We start from the raw sequence: 21,379 nt of genomic DNA on the forward strand, positions 1-21,379 counted from the left end.
GGTGCGGGACAGGCCCGCACCCCGCCAAGGGTCTTACATCGAGCCGTGGATACGGTCGGCGGGGATGGTTGCACCGGCGTTTTCGGTGAACCAGCGCGCCGCACCGGGGTGCCACATCAGCGCGGTGTTCTTGTCCCAATGCTCGGGCAGGGTTTCACGTGCCGAGGAGTGGATGCCCATCATGCGCTCGTTGTCGGACATGATGATGTCCGTCACGGCATAGACGAAGCTTTCGGGCAGGTCGCAGTTGGCGATTGCGAAGTTCCACATCGCGACCGAGCGCGCGGGCGCTTCGAGCGTGGTGTAGGTGCTGTCCGCGATCTGGAAGCCCGAAACGGGGAAGGCTTCGATGATCTGGGCCTGCTCTGCTTCGGTGAACTCGATGATGTTGATGTCGGTCTGCACCTCGAGCTGCGAGACGGCGGGGATCGGAACGCCGGCCGCGAAGGCGATGACGTCGAGCAGGCCGTCCTGAAGCTGGCCGCCGAGGTCATCCCAGCCGCCGTTGCGACGCTCGAATTCCACGCCGAGCGCTTCGAGCATCAGCGGGAAATAGGTGTCGGAGGTGGAGCCCGCCGGGCCGAAGCCGATGCGCGCGCCCGCCGGGATGTCGGCGATGGTCTCGATGCCCGAGGAGGACAGCGCGGTGACGCTGAAGGGCGTCTGGTACATCGGGAACATCGCGCAGGCATTGGTCATCTGCAGGCCGGGTGCGATCGGGTTGGTGCCGGCATAGGATTCGGCGGCAGGACCCATGGTGGTCAGGCCGAACTGCACTTCGCCGGTGTGGACGAGCGCCATATTCTGCATCGGGCCGCCGGTGACTTCGCCGCCGCCGGAGATGCCGAGCTCGTCGGCCACGAGGTTCGCCCAGCCGGAGCCGTAGACGAAGAAGGTGCCGCCCTGCGAGGCGGTGCCGACGGTGAAGCTTTCGGGCCAGCCGGTGCGGTCTTCCTGAGCGAAGACGGCGGTGGCGGTCAGCGCGGTGGTGGCCGCGAGGACTGCGATACGGGTGAAGGTCATGTCACTCTCCCTGATTGACGATGAAAGCGCCCGGCTCCCTCCGGGCCGCTTGGCGGCGGGTTGTGGGGCGCATGGCGGCGTCATGCAAGCCCTGCATGGCGGGATTGCAGGAATTCGCGGGGTTTTGCCGGGGGGATGGGTGCGATCCGACCCATGGGGCGGGAGGGCATGTTCCCGTGGCGACACATCGGCGGCTGTGGGCGGGCCGGGCGGCGCGTTCACCCGCATCAACGCGCCGCTCCCTGACCTTTTGTTGTCGCCTGCCCGGGGAGCGCAAAACCGGTTCCCACTTTTGCGCGACAGGCTCTGTGTTTCCGCCTGTCCGGGGAGCGCAAAACCGGTTCCCACTTTTGCGCGACAGGCTCTGTGTTTCCGCCTGTCCGGGGAGCGCAAAACCGGTTCCCACTTTTGCGCGACAGGCTCTAATCCTCGCGGAAGCTGTCGCGGCTGAGGCCGTGGCGCTGCATCTTTTCGTAGAGCGCCTTTCGCGAGAGGCCGAGCGCCTCGTAGGTGGATTTGAGGCTGCCGCCATGGGCTGCTAGGCTGGCGGCGATGAGCGCCTTTTCATGGGCGGCCATGCGGTCGGCGAGCGTGCCCTCAGCCTCGGGGGCGAGGGGCCAGAGGCCCGCGTCGAGACCCATGGCGAGCCGTTCGGCGGCGTTGCGCAATTCGCGCACGTTGCCGGGCCAGTCGCGGGCGGCAAGGGCTGCGAGAACCGCGCCGGGCACCTCGGGGGCGTCGCGGCCGGTGCGGGTGGCGGCGGCGGAGAGGAGGGAGAGGAAGAGCTCGGGAATATCCTCGCGCCGGTCGGAGAGGGGGGGCAGGCGCAGGGTGACGACGTTCAGCCGGTAGAGAAGGTCGGGGCGAAACGCGCCCTCCCGGGCTGCGGCGGCGAGGTCGCGCTTGGAGGCGGCGACGATGCGCAGATCGAGCGGGATCGGGTCGTTGGAGCCCAGCCGCGTGACGCTGCGCTGTTCGACGACATGCAGAAGCTTGCCCTGAAGTGCCAAGGGCAGGCTGTCGATCTCGTCCAGAAAGAGGGTGCCGCCGCGGGCATGTTCGAATTTGCCGTAGCGGGCGCGGGTGGCGCCCGGGAAAGCGCCCGCCTCGTGGCCGAAAAGCTCGCTTTCGATCAGTTCGGCGGGCAGGGCCGCGCAATTGACGGCGATGAAGGCGCGGTCGGCGCGGGGGCTTGCGGCATGAAGGGCGCGGGCCGCGACCTCCTTGCCGGTGCCGGTTTCGCCCTCGATCAGGACATCGGCCTGCGTGGCGGCAAGGGCACGGAGTTGCGCGCGCAGGCGCACCATGGGGGCGGAGCGGCCCAGAAGGCGCACAGCGACCGGATCGTCGGGGGAAAGCGCCGTGCCGCCCGCGCGCAGGCGCCGGTTTTCCAGCGTCAGGCGGCGCTTTTCGAGCGCGCGGCCCACGGCCTCGACCAGGCGGGCGGGGGCATAGGGTTTTTCGAGGAAATCATAGGCCCCGCCCTTCATCGAGGCGACGGCGAGATCGACATCGCCATGGCCGGTGACAAGGATCACGGGCAATTCGGGATCGATCTTCAGCGCCTCGGACATGAGGGTCAGGCCGTCCATGCCGGGCATGCGGATATCGGTGACGAGGATGCCCGGAAAGTCCCGGTCGAGATGGGCGAGCGCCTCGGGGCCGGTGTCGCAGGGGATGGCCGCGAGATCGGCCAGCATGAGCGCCTGGCTGGCTGCGTGGCGCAGCGGCGCTTCGTCATCGACGAACAGGACGGGGGCACTCGTGGTCATTGGGCGGCCATTTCGCCGGGCGGGTCGGTCACGTCAAGTTCCACGGTGAAGACCGCGCCGCCGCCCGCGCGGTTGGCGGCCATGAGCCGCCCGTTGAAATCGCGCACGATGTTGTAGGAGATCGAGAGCCCCAGCCCCAGCCCCTGACCGGGGGGTTTGGTGGTGAAGAAGGGATCGAAGGCTTGGGCCAGCGCCTCGTCGGAGAGGCCGGGGCCATGATCCTCGACCTCGATCCGGCAGCGCGGACCGGTCACATGGAGCGACAGGGTGACGACGGGATGGGGCACATCCTCCATCGCGTCGAGCGCATTGCCGATCAGGTTGACGATGACCTGTTGCAGGCGCACGCGGCCGCCCGTGGCCCAAACCTCGGTCGCGGGCGGGTCGTAGAGGATGCGCGCGCCCGCGCCCTCGATCCGGGGGCGCATGAGGTCGAGCGCATCCGAGATCACGGCGCGCAGCGGCACCGGGCCCGTCTTGTCCTGCGGGCGGCGGGCGAAGTTGCGCAGGTGGCGCGAAATCGCGGCCATGCGGTCGGCCATGGCCGAGATCAGGCCGATATTCTCGCGCGCCTCGGGGATGCGGCCGCGGTCGAGGAAGGTCGCGGCATTCTCGGCATAGGCTTTGACGGCGGCCAGCGGCTGGTTGAATTCGTGGCTGAGCGCCGCCGACATCTGGCCCAGCGCGGCCAGTTTGCCCGCCTGGATCAGGTCGGTCTGGGTCTTGCGCAATTGCGCCTCGGCGCGGGTGCGTTCCTCGATCTCGAGGCGGAGCTGGGCGTTGGCGGCATCGAGGTCACGGGTGCGTTCGCGCACGCGCGCCTCGAGCCGTGCCTGTTCGCCCGCCTGGCGGGCCAGACGATCCTCGAGCCGGAGGCGGCGTTGCCAGATCGTCGCGGCGAGGAGCACCACGAAGAGGGCGACAAGCCCCGCGATGGCCAGCGCCACGAGCGCCTGGGCGCGGGCGGGGGCCGTGGGCGACAGGATCGAGACGCGCCAGCCCGAGGTCGCGATGAGGCCCGTCTGCATCACCATGGTCTGGCGCGTCTCGTCATCCTCGATCGTGACGATCTCATAGTCCGAGCCGGGCAGGGGCATGCGCCGTGCGGGCAGGGGACGGAGCCGGGAGACGGGGTATTGGCGGGTGACGGCGATGGTTTCGAGCGCGGCCTCGGGCATGGGGCCGAGCGTGCGGAAATGCCACTCGGCGCGGTCGGACAGGAAGATCACGTTGGAGCTGTCCTGCACGATGATGGTGGAGCCGCTTTCGGCCCAGGTCGCCTCGAAGGCGTCGAGCGTGATCTTGACCGCGATCACGCCCGCGATGCGGGTGCCGTCGAGCACGGGGGCGGCGAAGAAATAGCCGCGCTCGCCCGAGGTGGTGCCCAGCGCGTGGAAGCGGCCCAGCCCGCCGGCCAGCGCCTCGGTGAAATAGGGGCGGTAGGTGAAGCTTTGCCCGACAAAGGATCGGTCGGTGCGATAGGAGGAGGCGGCGATGGTCAGCCCGTCGCGGTCGATCAGGTAGACATCGGAGACGCCGAGCGACAGCGCGGTCTGGCGCAGCTGTTCGTTGACGAAGGGCAAAAGGCCCGAATTGTCGGGATCGGCCAGAAGCTCGGCCAGGATCGGGCGTTCGGCCAAAAGGCTTGGCAGCGCCTCGGTCCGGTTGAGCGCACCGCGCAGCACCTGCACCGCCAGATCGAGCGTGGCGCGGTCGCGGTCGCCGGTGGCCACGAGATAGGCCCGTTCGAGCCGGGGAAAGGCCAGCACCGCAACGAGGAGGAGCGCTGCAAGGGCTGCCAGCACGAACCCCGCGGGACCGCCGAGGGGGCGCCGGGTCAAGCGGGGGGATGGGGGCGGCAGCGCAGTCATGGGCGCAGTATGGCGGGCGTGCGGGGCGCTGGCCAGTGGGGCGATCTGTTCCCTAGGGGCCGGTGCTGCATTTCACTGGCATTGGCGGGGGCGGATTGGCTAGGGTCGGTGCGAGGCGCATCTGCCGCGCCACGAGATCGTACCGGAGGATTTGTTCATGGCTCGCAGTTTCATCGCGCCCGCCGCCACGGCGCTGGCCGTCGCCACATTCGGTTTGCCCGCGCTGGCGCAAGAGTTGTCTTGCGGCGGGATCGGGGCGGGGGCGCCCTGGATCGGGGGAAGCCGGATGGCGTCGGATGTGACGGCGGCCTCGGGGGTGTTGGCGCTGTCGGGGGTGAGTGTCGCGCCGGGCACGCGGGGGGTTGCGCTGTTCACGGTTGGCCGTCCTGCCGATGTGCGGGTGGAGGCGGCCCCGGCCGATGAATACGGCGATACGGTGCTGGAGGTCTTTGACGCGGCGGGCAACCTGGTGGTCATGGATGACGATTCCGGCGGCATGCTGGCCAGCCGGTCGGAATTGCCGCTCGCGGCGGGCGATTATTGCCTGGCCGTCACGGGATTTGGCGGCGGGCCGGTGGTGGCCGATCTCCAGGTCAGCCGGCTGGAGCAGCCCGCCCTGACGCAGGGATTGTCGGGTGGTTTCGCCGGGACGGAGGATTTCCCTCTGTTCGTGGGGGTGGAGCCGTGCCTGGCCGATACGCCCGCGACCCTGCTGGGGCAGGGGCCGATCGACGCGCTGCTGGGGCAGGGCGGGGTGAGTGCCGTCAACAGCACGGTGGCTGCCCCCTATTACCGCTTCACCCTGTCGAGCCCGCAATCGGTCACGATCCGGGCCGAGAACCCGGAGGCCGATCCCTATATCTACGTCTTCGACGGGCAGGGGCAGCTTCTGGCCGAGAACGACGATTACGAAAGCCTCAACAGCCGGATCGATTTCACCGCGCCGCTGGCGGCGGGCAGCTATTGCGTGGGGATGCGGGCGCTGTCGGACCCCAACCTGCCGGTGACACTGCGCGTGTCGGGCTTCGATGCGCGGGCCATGGCGATGGAGGCCTATGACCGGGGCGAGGCGGCACCGCCGCTCGATGGCAGCTACCCGGTGACGGAGCTGGGCGTGGTCGGGCGCGGCTTGACGCAGGATGTGACCGTTTCGGGGTCGAAGGCGCAATGGTTCGTGGTGGATGTGCCCGAATACGGCCTGCTGTTGATCAATGCCGACGAGGTGACGGACAGCGACCCGATGCTGAGTGTCTTTGACGAATTCGGGCGCAATCTCGGGTTCAACGATGATGCCAATGGCACGCTCAATTCGGAGCTGACGGTGCGCACGCCGCCGGGGCGCTACCTGATCGCGCTGCGCCAGTATTCGGACGGGTATGACGGGATCATCCGTCTGGGCGTGCAGCGCTTCGTGCCTGCGCCCTGAGGGACGCGGGCTGGGTAGTGCGCCCTGAGGGCGCGCGGGCTGGGTAGAGCGCCCTGAGGGCGCTCAGGCCTCGTCAAGCGCTGCGATGATGCCGCCGAAATCGGCGGCCTTGAGCGAGGCGCCGCCCACGAGCGCGCCGTTCACATCGGGGACGGCAAAGATCTGGGCGGCGTTGGAGGGTTTGACCGACCCGCCGTAGAGCACCGAGATCTCGCGGCCCTGTTCGCCGAAACGCTCCACCAGATGGGCGCGGATGGCGGCATGCACCTCGGCGATCTGGTCGGTGGTGGGCACGCGCCCCGTGCCGATGGCCCAGATTGGTTCATAGGCGATGACGAGCGTGGCGGCGGTGACGCCCGCGGGGATCGAGCCCTGAAGCTGGGTTTCGACGACGGCAAGGGTGACGCCCGCATCGCGCTGGGCCTCTGTCTCGCCGATGCAGAGGATCACGGTGAGGCCGGCGGCAAGGGCGGCTTCGGTCTGGGCCTGCACCTGCGCATCGGTTTCACCGTGATCGGCGCGGCGTTCGGAATGGCCGAGGATCACGTGGGTGGCCCCGGCTTCGGCCAGCATGGGGGCGGAGATGTCGCCGGTATGCGCGCCCGAGGTCGCGCTGTGGCAGGTCTGGCCGCCGATGGCGATGGCGCTGCCCTGCGCGCGGGTGGCCATGCGGTGGATCAGCGTCGCGGGCGGGCAGATCACGATGCGGCAGGTCGGCGCGGGATGGGCGGCGATCAGGGCGTCGATTTCCGCGAGCGCGGCACCGTCGCCGTGCATCTTCCAGTTTCCGGCGGCGATCTTGCGGGGCATGTTCGGGATCCTCTGGCCTGATGTGACCCTCCGAGGGTTCGCAGGGGCAGGCGGCGAGGTCAAGGCGCGGGCAAAAGGATCAGCGGCGCGCGGCCTGCTGTTCGGCCTCGAGCTCGGAGACATCCTTGAACTTGATCGATTCCCCGCAGCCGCAGGCATCGGCCACGTTGGGATTGCGGAACTTGAACCCGGATTCGAGCAGGCTCGTTTCGTAATCGATCACGGTGCCGAAGAGAAACATCTGCGCCATGGGGGCGATCATGACCCGCGCGCCGTCGCTTTCCACGATCTCGTCATGGGGATCGATGTCGGTCACGTAATCCATCGTGTATTCCATGCCCGCGCAGCCGCCCTTTTTCACGCCGATGCGCAGGCCCTGATGGCTGTCGCGGGCCATGAGTTTCGCGATCTGGCGCGCGGCGGCGGGGGTGATGGTGACGGCCTGTTTGCCGGGAATGCCGAACATGGACGCTGTCCTTGCGGTAGGGTGGTCGGAACGCGACCTTGGGTGCAATGTAGGGCGTCTTGGCGCGCCACTCAACCGGGGCGCGGGGTATGGGTCACATGAAGCCCAGTTCGAGACGCGCCTCGTCCGACATCATGTCCATGCCCCAGGGCGGGTCCCAGGTGAGATCGACATCGACATGCTTGACGCCGGGAAGAGGTTCGATCGCATCGGCGACCCAGCCGGGCATCTCGCCCGCGACGGGACAGCCGGGGGCGGTGAGGGTCATGGTGATCCTGACCGCGTTCTCGGCATCGATGTCGATGGTGTAGACGAGCCCCAGATCGAAGATGTTCACGGGGATTTCGGGGTCATAGACGCTGCGGCAGGCCTCGACCACCGGTTCGTAGAGCGGGTGATCGGTGCTGGAGGGCTTGATGAGGGGGGTCCCCTCGAGCTGTGGCTGCGCGTCTGACATTGTGTGGTCGTCCCGTGGTATTCCTGAGCGAAGATATAAGGAAAGGCGGGCGGGGCGTAAAGGGCGGGGCGGCGGCAATCTGTGCGCGGGCCATCGCGGGGGGGCATGCCGGACGCGGATGACCGAGGGAATCGTGGATCGTTGCGGGGATTGGGCGCAAGCTGCCCCCGTGGCGTCATGAAAGGGGGAACCATGACCATGACTTATGTGCAGGGATTTCTTCTGGCGGTCCCGGAGGCGCGCAAGGACGAGTATCGCCGCCATGCCGCGCAATCGTGGACGGTGTTCCAGAAGCTTGGCTGCCTGCGGGTTCAGGAGAATTGGGGCGTCGATGTGGAGCCGGGCAAGGTCACGTCCTTTCCGCAGGCCGTGAAGCTCGAGCCCGGCGAGGCGGTCGTTTTCGCCTGGATGATCTGGCCCGACAAGGCGACGCATGACGCGGCCTGGGGGCGGATCATGTCGGAGCCTGAACTGCAGGAGGCGATGGGCGCGGAGATGCCGTTCGACGGGACGCGGATGATGTGGGGCGGGTTCGAGCCGATTTTCGTCGCGGGCGCGGGGGGCTGACCTGACCCGCGCCGCCGGGTGATCGCGGAGCGGGGCTGGCCGAGGGGGTGGTGCGGCGTTTGCGGGCGGGGTTGCGCGGTGGTGGGTTGCGCCCACGGTGGCCGTGGGTGGTGGGCCGTGGGTGGTGGTGGTGGGCAGATTGCCCACCCTACGGGGCGGTGCGGCGTTTGCGGACGGGGGCGGGGCGGACCTTGCGTTCGATGGCGTCATAAAGAAGCGCCGCGATGTTCTTGCCGGTGGCCAGTTCGATCCCTTCGAGACCGGGGGAGGAATTGACCTCGAGCACCTTGGGGCCGTCATGGGCGCGCAACAGGTCGACGCCCGCAAGCCCGAGGTTGAAGACGCGGGCGGCGCGCAAGGCCGTGTCGCGTTCCTCGCGCGTGATGCGGACGGGTTTGGCGGTGCCGCCGCGATGCAGGTTCGAGCGGAAATCATCGCCCGAGGCGCTGCGTTTCATCGCGGCCACGACCTTTCCATCGACGACGAGGCAGCGGATATCCTCCCCCGCCGCTTCCTTGACGAAGCTCTGCACGAGGAAATTGGCGCGCAGGCCGCGGAAGGCGTCGATGACCGATTGCGCGGCCTTGCGGGTCTCGGCGAGCACCACGCCCTTGCCCTGGGTCGATTCCAGAAGCTTGACCACCAGGGGGCCGCTGCCCACGAGGCCGATCAGGTTGTCGGTATCCTTGGGGCTGGCGGCGAAGGCCGTCTGGGGCATGCCGATGCCGCGCGCGGCCAGAAGCTGGTGGGCGTGCAGCTTGTCGCGGCTGGCGGTGATGCCCGCGCTGCCGTTCACGCAATGGGTGCCGAGCGATTCGAACTGGCGCAGGACGGCGGTGCCATAGGCGGTGATCGAGGGACCGATGCGCGGGATGACGGCATCGTAGCGGGGCAGGCGGGTGCCGTCGTAATGCACCTCGGGGGCGAGCGTGTTGATCGCCATGTAGCAGCGGGTCGTGTCGATCACTTCGATCGTGTGGCCGCGTTCCTCGCCCTCGGTCACGAGGCGGCGGGTGGAATGGTTGTCCTCGCGGCTGAGGACGGCGATGCGCAAGCTGCGGGCGGGGGCGGCCAGTTTCACCTCGGCACTGTGGTAGATGTCGTAGGAGAGCTTGGGCTGGCAGAAGCTGGCGGTGGGGCTGATGCGCCAGTCGGGCTGGATCGCCTGCCGGCCGATGAGCATCCGGTAGGCCATGTTGGTGCGGTCGGTGAGCGTGATCTCGATCGGCACCTCGGCCTCGCCGATGCGCAGGGTCGTTTCGATCACGTAGCGCAATTCGGATTCGCCGTTCGAGGAGGTCACCTCGCGCCGGTCGCGGAGGGGGGCGGAACAGGCGATGGTCAGATCGGTGCGCCCGGGCACGGGATGGACGGCAAAGCGCAGCTTGGGCCGCGCCGCCGGGCCGAAGGGCTCGATGTCGAAGGCATGCAGCGCCGAGGTGCGCGCGCCGGTATCGACCTTGGCCTTGAGCGCGGGCAGGCCGAGACCGGGCAGGGCCACCCATTCTTCCCAACCAAGCGTCAGGGGGCGGTGTTGCATGACCATTGGGGCGCGCTCCTTGGCATCGGGGGGGAATCGGGGCATGACCTGCGGGGTTTCGGGGCCGCGGGCAAGGATGACAATGGGTCAGCTCTTCGACTTTCATGTGACAGCGACGGATGGCGCGGCGCGGACGGGCGAGATTTCGACCCCGCGCGGCAATATCCGCACGCCCGCCTTCATGCCGGTGGGGACGGCTGCGACCGTCAAGGCGATGCTGCCCGAGAGCGTGGCGGCGACGGGGGCCGATATCCTGCTCGGCAATACCTATCACCTGATGTTGCGGCCCACGGCGGAGCGGATCGCCAGTTTGGGCGGGTTGCATCGGTTCATGAACTGGGACAAGCCGATCCTGACCGACTCGGGCGGGTTCCAGGTGATGAGCCTGGCCGATCTGCGCAAGCTGACCGAGGAGGGGGTGACCTTTCGCAGCCATGTGGACGGGTCGAAACACATGCTGAGCCCGGAACGGTCGATGGAGATCCAGAAGCTTTTGGGATCGGACATCGTGATGTGTTTCGACGAATGCCCGGCGCTGCCTGCGGACCGCGACCGGATCGCGGAGAGCATGCGGTTGTCGATGCGCTGGGCGGAGCGGTCGAAGGAGGCCTTTGGCGACCGGCCCGGTCATGCGCTCTTCGGCATCCAGCAGGGCGGTTTGGAGCGCGATTTCCGGGAGGAGAGTGCCGAGGCGTTGAAGGCCATCGGCTTTGACGGCTACGCGGTCGGCGGTCTGGCGGTGGGCGAGGGGCAAGAGGCGATGTTTGCCTGTCTCGATTACGCGCCGGGGATGCTGCCGCAAGACAAGCCGCGCTACCTGATGGGGGTGGGCAAGCCCGACGATATCGTGGGCGCGGTCAAGCGCGGGATCGACATGATGGATTGCGTGCTGCCGTCGCGGTCGGGGCGGACGGGGCAGGCCTGGACCCGGCGGGGGCAGGTCAACATCAAGAACGCGCGCCATGCCGATGATCCGCGCCCGCTGGACGAGGAGTGCACCTGCCCGGCCTGCCGGGGGTATTCACGGGCCTATCTGCACCATGTGTTCCGGGCGGGCGAGATGATCTCGGGCATGCTGCTGACCTGGCACAACCTGCATTATTACCAGGAGATGATGGCGGGCATTCGGGCGGCGATCGCCGAGGGGCGCTTCGCGGCCTGGGAGGCGGGGTTCCATGCGCTGCGGGCCGAGGGCGATATCGAGCCGCTGTGAGGCAGGGCGCGGCGGGTGCCGCGCATTGTCACGGTTTTGCCGCCATCCCTCCCTTGCGCCTGCGCGGGCATGGGCGCAGGATGCGCGCCGACAGGGGCCAGAGGGGCGGTTGAAACCCCGCGCGCCGCGCCCCACCTTATGACATCCTGACCCGGAGGGGGGCAGGGCGGCCGCCGGGCGGAGCCCAACCCCCTTGCCAAGACCAAGGAAGGCTAGAGCCAGTGACCCAAGAAACCTATCCCGTCCTGCCCCTGCGCGACATCGTGGTGTTTCCCCACATGATCGTGCCGCTGTTCGTCGGCCGCGAGAAATCGGTGCGCGCGCTCGAAGAGGTGATGCAGGATGACAAGCAGATCCTGCTGTCTTCGCAGATCGACCCGGCTGTCGACGATCCGACCGCCGAGGGGATCTATCGCACCGGTGTTCTGGCCAATGTCCTGCAATTGCTGAAACTGCCCGATGGCACCGTCAAGGTGCTGGTCGAGGGGCGGTCGCGGGTGCGGATCACGGGCTTTGCCGCCACCGAGCCGTTTTTCGAGGCGCGTGTCGAGGCGTTGACCGAGCTGGAGGGCGACCGCGCCGCCGTGCAGGCGATGATCGGCGCCGTGGCCGAGGAATTCGCCAAATACGCCAAGGTGAAAAAGAACATCCCCGAGGATGCGCTGACCAACGTCAGCGAGGCGACCGATCCCGCGCGGCTCGCGGACCTTGTGTCGGGGCATCTGGGCGTCGAGGTGGGCCAGAAGCAGGAGCTTTTGGAGACGCTCGATGTCGCCGAGCGTCTGGAAAAGGTCTATGGCCTGATGCAGGGCGAGATGTCGGTTCTGCAGGTCGAGAAGAAGATCAAGAGCCGCGTGAAAAGCCAGATGGAGCGCACGCAGCGCGAATATTACCTGAACGAACAGATGAAGGCGATCCAGCGCGAGCTGGGCGATGGCGAGGAAGGCGCGGGCGAGATCGCCGAGCTGGAAGAGCGTATCGCGGCCACGAAACTGTCCAAGGAAGCGCGCGACAAGGCGGAAGCAGAGCTGAAAAAGCTCAAGAACATGTCGCCCATGTCGGCCGAGGCGACGGTGGTGCGCAATTATCTGGACTGGATGCTGTCGATCCCGTGGGGCGTGAAAAGCCGCGTGAAAAAGGATCTTGGCCGGGCCGAGGCGATCTTGGACGCGGATCACTATGGCCTCGAAAAGGTCAAGGAGCGGATCGTCGAATACCTGGCCGTGCAGCAGCGTTCGGCCAAGCTGAAGGGGCCGATCCTGTGCCTTGTGGGGCCGCCGGGCGTGGGCAAGACCAGCCTCGGCAAATCGGTGGCCAAGGCCACGGGGCGCGAATTCATCCGCATCAGCCTCGGCGGGGTGCGCGACGAGAGCGAGATCCGGGGTCATCGGCGGACTTACATCGGCTCGATGCCGGGCAAGATCATCCAGGCGCTGAAAAAGGCCAAGACCACCAATCCGCTCATCCTGCTCGATGAGATCGACAAGATGGGGCAGGATTTCCGGGGCGACCCGGCCAGCGCGATGCTGGAGGTCCTGGACCCGGAACAGAATGCCACCTTCATGGATCATTACCTCGAGGTCGAATACGACCTGTCGAACGTGATGTTCCTGACCACGGCGAATTCCTACAACATGCCCGGGCCGCTTCTGGACCGGATGGAGATCATCCCGCTGGCCGGCTACACGGAGGATGAAAAGCGCGAGATCGCCAAGCAGCATCTTGTGGCCAAGCAGATGAAGAACCACGGGCTGCGCGCGAAGGAATTCGAGCTGTCCGATGCCGCGCTGACCGATGTGATCCGCTACTACACACGCGAGGCGGGGGTGCGGAACCTGGAGCGGGAGATCGCGAAACTGGCGCGCAAGGCCGTCACCTCCATCGTCAAGAAGCAGACCGACAAGGTCGTGGTCACGCCCGAGACGCTGGAAGACATGCTGGGCGTCAAGCGGTTCAAGTTCGGCCTGGCCGAGCGCGAGGACCAGGTGGGGGTCGTCACGGGGCTGGCCTGGACCAGCGTGGGCGGCGATCTGTTGTCGATCGAGGCGCTGCGCCTGCCGGGCAAGGGCCGGATGAAGACCACCGGCAAGCTGGGCGACGTGATGAAGGAATCGATCGATGCGGCGGCCAGCTACGTGCGGTCCATCGCGCCCCGGATCGGGGTGAAGCCGCCCCGGCTCGACAGTTGGGACATCCATGTCCACGTGCCCGAGGGTGCCACGCCCAAGGACGGGCCGAGCGCGGGTATCGCCATGGTGACCTCCATCGTGTCGGTTCTGACGCAGATCCCGGTGCGCAAGGATATCGCCATGACGGGCGAGGTGACGCTGCGCGGCAACGTGCTGCCCATCGGCGGGTTGAAGGAAAAGCTGCTCGCGGCGCTGAGGGGCGGCATCACGACGGTCATGATTCCCGAGGACAATGCCAAGGATCTGCCCGAGATCCCCGACAACGTGAAGGAGGGGTTGACCATCATCCCCGTGAGCCACGTGACCGAGGTTCTGCAACGCGCCCTGACCCGTCAGCCCGAGGCGGTCGATTGGGACGAGGAGGCCGAGGCAGCCGCCGCGGCAGCCAAGGCGGCCGAACGGGGCAGTGAGGGCGCGGCCATCGCGCATTGAGCCTGATGTATCCGTCCCGGCGCGCTTGTGCCGGGACGGGATCGTTGCAGGATGCAAGGCGGGGCAGGCGCGCTGCCTGTTGCATCGATACCGCGCTGCGCTGGCGGCTTTTCATCTTTTTCATTCCGGGCCTTGTGGCCCCGGTCCGGTCTCGGCAGGCTGTGGATAAATAAGTGTTGCCGAGGACCGAGTTGTGATGACCGACAGGCTTTCCCGCCGACAGATGATGTTGGCCGCGGGTGCGGTCCTGTTGGCGTCCCCCGCCGTCTTGCGGCCTGCGGCGGCGCAGACAGCCATGGCGTCCGCCCCCATCGGATTGCCGCGCGACATCACGCAGGGCGATGCGGCCACGATCACGCGCGTGCGCACGGCGCGGCCGGTCGTGGCGATGACCTTTGACGATGGTCCCCATGCGAGCCTGACCCCGCAATTGCTGGATATCCTTGCGGTGCGGGGCATTCGGGCCACGTTTTACGTGATCGGGTCACGGGTGGTGCGCCACCCCGACATCATGCAGCGGATCGCCGACGAGGGGCACGAGATCGGGAATCACACCTGGTCGCATCCCAGCCTGTCGGGGATGGGGGATGCGGCCATCCTGTCGGAGCTTGACCGCACCAGCCATGCGATCTTTGACACGGTGGGCCGTCCGCCCGTCACGATGCGCCCGCCCTATGGCAACCTGACAAGCCGCCAGCGCCTGATGGTGCATGGCGAGCGCAACCTGCCGACGATCCTGTGGTCGGTCGATCCCGAGGATTGGCGCAGGCCGGGACCGGGTGTTGTCGCCGAACGCATCGTCAGCCGCAGCCATCCGGGCGGGGTGATCCTGGCCCATGACATCCAGTCGGGCACGGTGAGGGCGATGCCCGCCACCCTCGATACGCTCATGGCGCGGGGCTACCAGTTCGTGACCGTGTCCGAGCTGATCGGCTGGCCGCGCTGGGATACGCGGCGCATAAGGTTGGCCGCGCGCCAGAGTTAAGTCGCCGCCCCCCTCACGCGGGATCTGGCCGTCACGGAAAACTTTCGGTAGTCTTTCGTCAAAAGTGCAAAATGCGCGTGACGAGGGAGACGAGGATGGCGAACAGCCGCGACAAGAGCACCGGATCAGGCCCCAAGGCCACGCCCGCAGGGCCCAAGCGGCGCAGCGCCGCGAAAGGGGAGGCGCCTGCAGCCGCGGGCCGTCCGCATCTGCGCGCGGTCGAGCCGGTGAGCGAGGCACCCGCCGTCACCGAAGGCGCGGACAGCCTGGCCGAGGGCGAGGGCGCGCAGGACGGGCGGTTCCGGCGCAGCGATCTGTTGGAAGCCGTCTGTGCGCGCAGCCCGATGAAGCGCTCGGACGCCAAGGTCTTGCTGGAACTGGTTCTGGACGAATTGGGCCAGGCGATCGAGCGGCGGGACGAGTTGATCCTGCCGCCCTTGGGCAAGCTGTCGGTCAAGCGCCGCAAGCCCGAGGGCGGGGCGGCGGATGTGCTGACGCTCAAGCTCAGGCGCGGCGGACCGGCGGGCGCGGCCAGGGGGGATGAAAGCCCCCTTGCAGACCCGGACGAGGATGGCTAAAGACCCTCCCACCCGGCGGGTGATTAGCTCAGTGGTAGAGCGCTTCGTTCACATCGAAGATGTCGGGGGTTCAAATCCCTCATCACCCACCATTTTCCCTTTTCGCCGAGATCGATCTGCCTGACCTTGGCGCGCGTCGGTTTGCGCGGGATCGGGCCTGCCTCTTGCCGGGCCGATGCCGAGCGGGTATCAGGCCCGCGTCCGGGTGGTTAGCTCAGTTGGTAGAGCGCTTCGTTTACACCGAAGATGTCGGGGGTTCGAGTCCCTCACCACCCACCACCACTCCCCTTGCTCGTATGAGAAGACGGTTTGAAAGCGCGTTCGGGGCTGCGGCTGGTTTTGCCCAAGCTGTTTTGAACCTTGCAAAAACGCACAGTTCAGGCGCTTTCCGTTGGGTTTTGTGCGTGGCGCTTGTGGTCTAGGTCCATTGGGACCCACCACAGGCAAGGAGCGCATGTCATGAGCTGGAACCCCGCCCTCGATCCGCATTGCCCGACCGGCGATGCGGTGGATGCCATCGAAACAATCATCGTGCCGCGCGCCCGCGATCTGGGGGCCTTCGAGGTGCGCCGCGCGCTGCCTGCGCCCAAGCGGCAGATGGTCGGTCCCTTCATCTTTTTCGACCAGATGGGGCCTGCGGAATTCCTGACCGGGCAGGGAATCGACATCCGCCCGCATCCGCATATCGGGTTGGCGACGGTGACCTATCTGTACCAAGGGCGATTCCATCACCGCGACAGCCTGGGCACGGATCAATGGATCGAGCCCGGCGCGGTCAACCTGATGACGGCGGGCCACGGGATCACCCATTCCGAACGGGTCGATGGCGAGATGCTGAAGGCGCCCTACAGCCTGTCGGGCATCCAGACCTGGATGGCGCTGCCCAAGGATCACGAGGATGCGCCGCCCGATTTCGTCCATGCCGGGCGCGACAGCCTGCCGATGCTGGAGGGGGAGGGCAAGCGGCTGCGGCTGATCCTTGGCACGGCCTATGGGGAACGCGCGCCTGTGCCCGTGGCCTCTGAGACATTCTACATCGATGCGGTGCTGGAGGCGGGCGCGAAACTGCCGCTGCCCGAGGATCACGAGGATCGCGGGGCCTATGTGGTGGCGGGGGCCGTCGAGATCGCGGGCGAGCGGTTCGAGGCGGGGCGGATGATGGTGTTCCGGCCCGGCGACCGGGTGTCGATGATGGCGGGCGAGGCGGGCGCGCGGGTGATGCTGCTGGGGGGCGCGACGCTGGAGGGGCCGCGGCACATCTGGTGGAATTTCGTGGCCAGTTCCCGGGAGCGGATCGAGGAGGCCAAGGAGGCCTGGCGCGCGGGCGATTGGGCGCATGGGCGGTTTCGCCTGCCACCCACCGATGATGCGGAGTTCATCCCGCTGCCGGAGCGGTGAGGGGCGCGCTGCGGGGGCGGTGAACGGGGCGCTTGCGGGCGGCCTTGCGGCGGGGCAGGGTCGCGCCATGACCCCGCGCCCCGCCATGCCCTCCGACCTGCCCGCCATCGCGGCGCTGCATGTCGCGAATTGGCGCAAGGATTATGCGGGCATTCTGCCCGATGCGGTTCTGGCTGCGCCGCTTGCGGCGGCCATGGCGCGCAAATGGCACCCGGAGGCGCTGGCGGGGCCGTTGCAGGTGCGTGTGGTGGGCGAGGGGGCGGTGATGTCCGGGTTCGTCGCCTTTGATCCCGAGCATGCGGAGGGGGTTCATGTCGACGCGCTTCATGTCGCCCCGGAGGCGCGGGGGCGGGGGATCGGCGCTGCGCTGATGCTTGGGGTGGCCGATCTGGCGGGCGGGAGGGCCGTCTGGCTCGAGGTGCTGGCGGGCAATGGGCCTGCGCGCGCGGTCTATGCCCGCTGGGGCGGGGTCGAGGGGCCGGTATTCGCGGACAGCATGCTGGGGGTGAGCCTGCCCGCGCATCGGGTGCATTGGCGCTGTGGCGCGGCTTTGGCGGCGTGTCTGGAGGCGCGGGCGGCGCGATGAGCGATCAGGGGCGGGCGATCCTTTTCGTCCTTGTCGCCGTGGTCTGCGGGACGCTGAACGACGTGGGCATCAAGCTGTTGTCCGGGGATTACCCGCTGCACCAGACGGTGTTCTTCCGCTCGGTCGTGGCCTTGTCGGTCTGTCTCGTGTTCTTGTGGCGCGAGGGCGGTCTGGTCCTGTTGCGCACCGACCGGCCCGGCCTGCATATGCTGCGCGCGGGGCTGGTCATGCTGTCGAACATGCTGTTTTTCGCGGGGCTTGCGGTGATGCCCCTGGCGGCCGCCACGGCGCTGTTCTTTGTCGCGCCGCTGTTCATCACGCTGATGGCGATCCCGGTTCTGGGCGAGCCCGTGGGGCGCTACCGGCTGACGGCGATCGGGGTGGGATTGGCGGGGGTGGCGGTGATGATGGCACCGGGCGTGGATTGGGGCGAGATCGGGCGGGTGAGCCTGTTTTTGCCGCTGGCGGCGGCGGCGTGCTATTCGGGGATGCAGGTGCTGACGCGGAAACTGGGCGCGCGCTCGGCCGCATCGGCGATGGCGGTCTATATCCAGGCCTGCTTCCTTCTGGTGTCGCTGGCGGTTTTCGCCGTGGCGGGCGATGGGCGGTTTGCCCAAGGGGCGACGCATCCGTCGGTGATCTTTTTGCTGCGGGCCTGGGTCTGGCCCGCGCCGGAGGATCTGCCCGTTTTCGGGATGATCGGGGTGATGTCGGCGATGATCGGGTATTTCATGGGGCTTGCCTATCGGTTGGGCCGGGCATCGGTCGTGGCCTCCTATGAATACGCGGCGCTTCCCCTCGCGATTTTCTGGGGCTGGACGGTGTTTGGCGAGGTGCCGCGCCCGGCTGTCTGGCTGGGGATCGCGCTGATCGCGGGGGCGGGATTGTATGTCTTTGCGCGGGAACGGGCGCAGGGTCGCGCGCTGGCCTCGGCCCGGCCGGTGCGGCGCGATTGAGAAAACCGCAAGATGGTGCGAAAGGGCGCTTGACGGGCCGGTCGCAGGGCAATAGACGAGCCTCCACGCGGTTGTAGCTCAGTTGGTTAGAGTACCGGCCTGTCACGCCGGGGGTCGCGGGTTCGAGCCCCGTCAACCGCGCCACTTTCCCCCAAGACATGATGATCACACGCCGCTTTGAGCGGTGGCTTTTCCGTGGGTTTGGTGCGTCGGGACCGGCGCGCCACAGGGCGGAGGGTCGGGCTGTGCGGTGCGCCTGAAGGCGGCCCCCTACGCAGGGGTCGGGATGGTTCGATGATGGGCGTCGCGTCTGCTGCCTGTGGCGCACCTGCGATGCCATCCTTGCCCAAGGGCGATGGGCCCGTCCGCCGCATCGGGGAAGCCGGTCCGCCTTGCGCATTCGGGAAAACCCTGCAACCTGCCATTGACGCCACCCCGGTGATTGCCTAAAGCACCCCTCACGCGCGGTTGTAGCTCAGTTGGTTAGAGTACCGGCCTGTCACGCCGGGGGTCGCGGGTTCGAGCCCCGTCAACCGCGCCACTTTCCCCTCCCAAGACATGATGAGACGCCTGTGACGAGTTTTGCGGGCGCTGGGGTGTGGTGCGCCTTAAGGCGCACCCTGCGGTGTGTGTCTGGTGGTGCGCCTTAAGGCGCACCCTACGGGGGCGATGGTGTTGCCGTGGCGGGGGATCAGCCGCGATGGATCCAGCCGCCGCCCAACACCCGGCTGCCCTCGGGCGCGTAGAAAACGCAGGCCTGGCCGGGGCTTACGCCCTCTTCCGGGGTCATCAGCGTGACCTCGGCCGTGGTGTCCGTGATCGGGCGGATCAGGGCCGGGCGCGGCGGGCGGGTCGAGCGGATCTTGACCTCCACCTCCCATTCGGGGCGGGAGGTGAGGGGGGCATCGCCCAGCCAGTTGATCTCGCGCACGGGGATGGTGCGGGTCGAGAGCAGCTCCTTGGGGCCGACGACGACGCGGCGCGTGTCGGGGTCGAGTTTCACGACGTAAAGCGGATCGGCCAGCCCCCCGATGCCAAGGCCGCGCCGTTGCCCGATCGTGTAATGGATCACGCCCCGGTGTTCGCCCAGAACGTTTCCGTCCATATCCACGATCTCGCCCGGATCGGCAGCACCGGGGCGCAGTTTCTCGATCACGGCGGCATAATCGCCGTTGGGCACGAAGCAGATGTCCTGGCTGTCGGGCTTGTCGGCGACGGGCAGGCCGTATTTGGCCGCGAGCGCCCGCGTTTCGGCCTTGGACGCCAGATGGCCCAAGGGAAAGCGCAGGAAATCGAGCTGTTCCTGCGTCGTCGAGAAGAGGAAATAGGATTGGTCGCGCGCGGCATCGGCGGCGCAATGCAGCTCTGCGCCCTGCGCGCCCATCTTGCGCTGGATGTAATGGCCCGTCGCCATGCAATCGGCATCGAGATCGCGGGCGGTGTTCAGGAGATCCTTGAACTTGACCCGTTCGTTGCAGCGGATGCAGGGCACGGGCGTGGCACCGGCCAGGTAGCTGTCGGCGAATTCGTCGATCACCGCCTCGCGGAAGGTGTTTTCGTAATCGAGCACGTAATGGGGAAAGCCCATCGTCTCGGCCACCCGGCGCGCATCATGGATGTCGCGGCCCGCGCAGCAGGCCCCCTTTTTCGCCAGCGCCGCGCCATGGTCGTAGAGCTGCAGCGTGACGCCCACCACGTCATAGCCTTCCTCGGCCAATTGGGCGGCCACGACCGAACTGTCGACGCCGCCCGACATGGCCACGACCACCCGCGTCTCGGAGGGGGCTTTGGGCAGGCCGAGCGAATTGAGGGGGACGGGCCGGTCGAGGGCCATGGGAGGCATCCTTGGGTCGGGGTCGGGGAGTTCATCGGGAATATAGGAAAATCGCATCCATTCACAAGCGTCGCGGTTACCGCGAATTAAGGGGATGGGTGCATCACTCGGGCCAAGGACCAGGCAGGAGGATCGTTCGCCCATGTTTATCCGTCGTATCGAAGGGCCCCCGGCGGTCACGCTTCCCGATGGTCGCAGGCTGACACGGGGGGATCTGCCCCCGCCGGAAACGCGGCGCTGGGTCGCCAGCCGCAAGGCGATCGTGGTGCAGGCGGTCGATTCGGGCCTGATCCCCGCAGAGGAGGCGCTGAGGACCTGGGACCTGTCGGAGGAGGAACTGGCGGCGTGGCGGCAGGCGGTGGCGCGCTACGGGCCTGCGGCGCTCAAGACCACGGCGCTGCAGCGCTATCGGTAGCGAAAGTGCGATTGGCTGCGATAAGGGTATTGGAGCCTGTCCAAAAGGGTAACTTGAAATTAACCAATCGAGTCGAGGCTGAACGCGACCTTAACGAGATTCGGAGTGACATGATGCGTGTTCTGCTAGTCGAAGACGACCCCACCACGTCCCGGAGCATCGAGATGATGCTGCGTCACGCCAATCTCAACGTCTATGCCACCGACCTTGGCGAAGAGGGCATCGACCTGGCCAAGCTCTATGATTACGACATCATCTTGCTGGATCTGAACCTGCCCGACATCCATGGCCACGAGGTCTTGCGCCAGCTGCGCAGCGCCCGGGTGAACACGCCGATCCTGATCCTGTCGGGGCTGGACGACCCCGAGACCAAGCTCAAGGGGTTCGGGTTCGGCGCTGATGATTACCTGACCAAACCCTTTCACCGCGAGGAATTGGTGGCGCGCATCCATGCGATCATCCGCCGGTCCAAGGGGCATGCCCAATCGGTGATCCGCACCGGCCAGATCGCGGTCAATCTGGATGCCAAGACGGTGGAGGCCAATGGGCAGGCGGTGCATCTGACGGGCAAGGAATACCAGATGCTGGAGCTTTTGAGCCTGAGAAAGGGGACGACCCTGACCAAGGAGATGTTCCTCAACCACCTTTACGGTGGGATGGATGAGCCCGAGCTCAAGATCATCGATGTCTTCATCTGCAAGCTGCGCAAGAAGCTGTCGGTGGCGACGGGCGGCGAGAATTACATCGAAACCGTCTGGGGACGCGGCTACGTGCTGCGCGACCCGGCGGCGGCGCAAGGCGCGCTCGGGATCGCGATGAACGCCTGAGGCGGCTGGAAATCCGGGCGCGGGCCTCCTAAAC

General features: G+C 67.3%; 19 protein-coding genes and 4 tRNA genes. 15 read left to right on the forward strand and 8 right to left on the reverse strand.

Annotated features, from left to right (window positions below; genetic code table 11):
- Positions 1-33: 33 nt before the first annotated feature.
- The 3 genes from AABA51_RS06510 to AABA51_RS06520 form a co-directional block, all read right to left on the reverse strand.
- On the reverse strand, positions 34-1,023 hold the full coding sequence (locus tag AABA51_RS06510) for a TAXI family TRAP transporter solute-binding subunit (RefSeq protein WP_338275633.1): 990 nt from the start codon (positions 1,021-1,023) through the stop codon (positions 34-36).
- A gap of 422 nt (positions 1,024-1,445) precedes the next feature.
- Positions 1,446-2,795, reverse strand: coding sequence for a sigma-54-dependent transcriptional regulator (locus AABA51_RS06515; RefSeq protein ID WP_338275636.1), 1,350 nt, complete (start codon positions 2,793-2,795; stop codon positions 1,446-1,448).
- A complete protein-coding gene (locus AABA51_RS06520; RefSeq protein WP_338275642.1) occupies positions 2,792-4,600 on the reverse strand; it encodes a sensor histidine kinase in 1,809 nt (602 codons plus the stop codon). The genes AABA51_RS06515 and AABA51_RS06520 overlap by 4 nt, the downstream gene beginning before the upstream one ends.
- A 223-nt stretch (positions 4,601-4,823) precedes the next feature.
- Between AABA51_RS06520 and AABA51_RS06525 the strand changes: the two genes are divergently transcribed.
- Positions 4,824-6,092: a DVUA0089 family protein gene (locus AABA51_RS06525; protein WP_338275644.1), complete on the forward strand. Its 1,269-nt coding sequence runs from the start codon at positions 4,824-4,826 to the stop codon at positions 6,090-6,092.
- A 63-nt stretch (positions 6,093-6,155) separates the two neighbouring features.
- On the opposite strand, the gene tpiA is transcribed toward AABA51_RS06525, so the two are convergent.
- The 3 genes from tpiA to AABA51_RS06540 all read right to left on the reverse strand — a co-directional run bounded on the left by tpiA (position 6,156) and on the right by AABA51_RS06540 (position 7,825).
- Positions 6,156-6,902 carry a triose-phosphate isomerase gene (tpiA, locus tag AABA51_RS06530; RefSeq protein ID WP_338275646.1) on the reverse strand — a complete coding sequence of 249 codons (747 nt, stop codon included), beginning with the start codon at positions 6,900-6,902 and terminating at the stop codon, positions 6,156-6,158.
- 79 nt (positions 6,903-6,981) lie between these two features.
- A complete protein-coding gene (locus AABA51_RS06535) occupies positions 6,982-7,368 on the reverse strand; it encodes a HesB/IscA family protein (RefSeq protein ID WP_338275648.1) in 387 nt (128 codons plus the stop codon).
- Positions 7,369-7,462: 94 nt separating this feature from the next.
- Positions 7,463-7,825, reverse strand: coding sequence for an SUF system Fe-S cluster assembly protein (locus AABA51_RS06540; RefSeq protein ID WP_338275650.1), 363 nt, complete (start codon positions 7,823-7,825; stop codon positions 7,463-7,465).
- Between the two features lie 192 nt (positions 7,826-8,017).
- Between AABA51_RS06540 and AABA51_RS06545 the strand changes: the two genes are divergently transcribed.
- Positions 8,018-8,392 (forward strand): DUF1428 domain-containing protein, encoded by a 375-nt coding sequence (locus AABA51_RS06545; RefSeq protein ID WP_338275653.1) that lies wholly within the window; start codon positions 8,018-8,020, stop codon positions 8,390-8,392.
- A gap of 148 nt (positions 8,393-8,540) precedes the next feature.
- Here the strand turns inward: AABA51_RS06545 and rimK are convergent, their stop codons facing one another.
- Complete coding sequence (rimK, locus tag AABA51_RS06550) at positions 8,541-9,938, reverse strand: 30S ribosomal protein S6--L-glutamate ligase (protein WP_338275655.1); 1,398 nt, start codon at positions 9,936-9,938, stop codon at positions 8,541-8,543.
- 76 nt (positions 9,939-10,014) lie between these two features.
- Between rimK and tgt the strand changes: the two genes are divergently transcribed.
- From tgt to AABA51_RS06605, 11 genes are all read left to right on the forward strand, one after another.
- Positions 10,015-11,145, forward strand: coding sequence for a tRNA guanosine(34) transglycosylase Tgt (gene tgt, locus AABA51_RS06555; RefSeq protein WP_338275658.1), 1,131 nt, complete (start codon positions 10,015-10,017; stop codon positions 11,143-11,145).
- 278 nt (positions 11,146-11,423) lie between these two features.
- Positions 11,424-13,766 (forward strand): endopeptidase La, encoded by a 2,343-nt coding sequence (gene lon, locus AABA51_RS06560; protein ID WP_338276468.1) that lies wholly within the window; start codon positions 11,424-11,426, stop codon positions 13,764-13,766.
- Between the two features lie 196 nt (positions 13,767-13,962).
- Positions 13,963-14,751, forward strand: a complete 789-nt coding sequence (locus tag AABA51_RS06565) for a polysaccharide deacetylase family protein (RefSeq protein ID WP_338275661.1) — start codon at positions 13,963-13,965, stop codon at positions 14,749-14,751.
- A 95-nt stretch (positions 14,752-14,846) separates the two neighbouring features.
- Complete coding sequence (locus AABA51_RS06570) at positions 14,847-15,329, forward strand: HU family DNA-binding protein (RefSeq protein WP_338275665.1); 483 nt, start codon at positions 14,847-14,849, stop codon at positions 15,327-15,329.
- Positions 15,330-15,346: 17 nt separating this feature from the next.
- Positions 15,347-15,421 (forward strand) — tRNA-Val (locus AABA51_RS06575).
- A 111-nt stretch (positions 15,422-15,532) separates the two neighbouring features.
- Positions 15,533-15,608: transfer RNA gene (locus tag AABA51_RS06580), tRNA-Val, on the forward strand.
- A 180-nt stretch (positions 15,609-15,788) separates the two neighbouring features.
- Positions 15,789-16,727 (forward strand): pirin family protein, encoded by a 939-nt coding sequence (locus tag AABA51_RS06585; protein WP_338275667.1) that lies wholly within the window; start codon positions 15,789-15,791, stop codon positions 16,725-16,727.
- Positions 16,728-16,794: 67 nt separating this feature from the next.
- A complete protein-coding gene (locus AABA51_RS06590) occupies positions 16,795-17,313 on the forward strand; it encodes a GNAT family N-acetyltransferase (protein ID WP_338275669.1) in 519 nt (172 codons plus the stop codon).
- Positions 17,310-18,269 (forward strand): DMT family transporter, encoded by a 960-nt coding sequence (locus tag AABA51_RS06595; RefSeq protein WP_338275671.1) that lies wholly within the window; start codon positions 17,310-17,312, stop codon positions 18,267-18,269. The genes AABA51_RS06590 and AABA51_RS06595 overlap by 4 nt, the downstream gene beginning before the upstream one ends.
- A gap of 67 nt (positions 18,270-18,336) precedes the next feature.
- A tRNA-Asp gene (locus AABA51_RS06600) sits at positions 18,337-18,413 on the forward strand.
- A gap of 320 nt (positions 18,414-18,733) precedes the next feature.
- Positions 18,734-18,810 (forward strand) — tRNA-Asp (locus AABA51_RS06605).
- A 150-nt stretch (positions 18,811-18,960) separates the two neighbouring features.
- Here the strand turns inward: AABA51_RS06605 and mnmA are convergent.
- Positions 18,961-20,103: a tRNA 2-thiouridine(34) synthase MnmA gene (gene mnmA, locus AABA51_RS06610; RefSeq protein WP_338275672.1), complete on the reverse strand. Its 1,143-nt coding sequence runs from the start codon at positions 20,101-20,103 to the stop codon at positions 18,961-18,963.
- A 142-nt stretch (positions 20,104-20,245) separates the two neighbouring features.
- Between mnmA and AABA51_RS06615 the strand changes: the two genes are divergently transcribed.
- Together AABA51_RS06615 and ctrA are read left to right on the forward strand one after the other, a co-directional pair.
- A complete protein-coding gene (locus tag AABA51_RS06615) occupies positions 20,246-20,518 on the forward strand; it encodes a DUF1153 domain-containing protein (protein ID WP_338275674.1) in 273 nt (90 codons plus the stop codon).
- Positions 20,519-20,631: 113 nt separating this feature from the next.
- On the forward strand, positions 20,632-21,345 hold the full coding sequence (gene ctrA, locus AABA51_RS06620; RefSeq protein WP_338276470.1) for a response regulator transcription factor CtrA: 714 nt from the start codon (positions 20,632-20,634) through the stop codon (positions 21,343-21,345).
- The last annotated feature ends 34 nt before the right edge of the window (positions 21,346-21,379 follow it).

The organism is Roseicyclus marinus, from assembly GCF_036322625.1.
GTDB classification, from domain to species: Bacteria; Pseudomonadota; Alphaproteobacteria; order Rhodobacterales; family Rhodobacteraceae; genus Roseicyclus; species Roseicyclus marinus_A.

Excerpts from the sequence above, each read along its gene's own strand:
- AABA51_RS06565 (WP_338275661.1), top strand. The coding sequence starts at position 13,963 with ATGACCGACAGGCTTTCCCGCCGACAGATGATGTTGGCCGCGGGTGCG.
- AABA51_RS06535 (WP_338275648.1), bottom strand. The coding sequence starts at position 7,368 with ATGTTCGGCATTCCCGGCAAACAGGCCGTCACCATCACCCCCGCCGCC.
- lon (WP_338276468.1), top strand. The coding sequence starts at position 11,424 with ATGATCGTGCCGCTGTTCGTCGGCCGCGAGAAATCGGTGCGCGCGCTC.
- AABA51_RS06525 (WP_338275644.1), top strand. The coding sequence starts at position 4,824 with ATGGCTCGCAGTTTCATCGCGCCCGCCGCCACGGCGCTGGCCGTCGCC.
- AABA51_RS06590 (WP_338275669.1), top strand. The coding sequence starts at position 16,795 with ATGACCCCGCGCCCCGCCATGCCCTCCGACCTGCCCGCCATCGCGGCG.
- mnmA (WP_338275672.1), bottom strand. The coding sequence starts at position 20,103 with ATGGCCCTCGACCGGCCCGTCCCCCTCAATTCGCTCGGCCTGCCCAAA.
- AABA51_RS06615 (WP_338275674.1), top strand. The coding sequence starts at position 20,246 with ATGTTTATCCGTCGTATCGAAGGGCCCCCGGCGGTCACGCTTCCCGAT.
- AABA51_RS06585 (WP_338275667.1), top strand. The coding sequence starts at position 15,789 with ATGAGCTGGAACCCCGCCCTCGATCCGCATTGCCCGACCGGCGATGCG.
- AABA51_RS06570 (WP_338275665.1), top strand. The coding sequence starts at position 14,847 with ATGGCGAACAGCCGCGACAAGAGCACCGGATCAGGCCCCAAGGCCACG.
- AABA51_RS06540 (WP_338275650.1), bottom strand. The coding sequence starts at position 7,825 with ATGTCAGACGCGCAGCCACAGCTCGAGGGGACCCCCCTCATCAAGCCC.
- tgt (WP_338275658.1), top strand. The coding sequence starts at position 10,015 with ATGGGTCAGCTCTTCGACTTTCATGTGACAGCGACGGATGGCGCGGCG.
- AABA51_RS06510 (WP_338275633.1), bottom strand. The coding sequence starts at position 1,023 with ATGACCTTCACCCGTATCGCAGTCCTCGCGGCCACCACCGCGCTGACC.
- ctrA (WP_338276470.1), top strand. The coding sequence starts at position 20,632 with ATGCGTGTTCTGCTAGTCGAAGACGACCCCACCACGTCCCGGAGCATC.
- AABA51_RS06545 (WP_338275653.1), top strand. The coding sequence starts at position 8,018 with ATGACCATGACTTATGTGCAGGGATTTCTTCTGGCGGTCCCGGAGGCG.
- AABA51_RS06595 (WP_338275671.1), top strand. The coding sequence starts at position 17,310 with ATGAGCGATCAGGGGCGGGCGATCCTTTTCGTCCTTGTCGCCGTGGTC.
- tpiA (WP_338275646.1), bottom strand. The coding sequence starts at position 6,902 with ATGCCCCGCAAGATCGCCGCCGGAAACTGGAAGATGCACGGCGACGGT.
- AABA51_RS06515 (WP_338275636.1), bottom strand. The coding sequence starts at position 2,795 with ATGACCACGAGTGCCCCCGTCCTGTTCGTCGATGACGAAGCGCCGCTG.
- rimK (WP_338275655.1), bottom strand. The coding sequence starts at position 9,938 with ATGGTCATGCAACACCGCCCCCTGACGCTTGGTTGGGAAGAATGGGTG.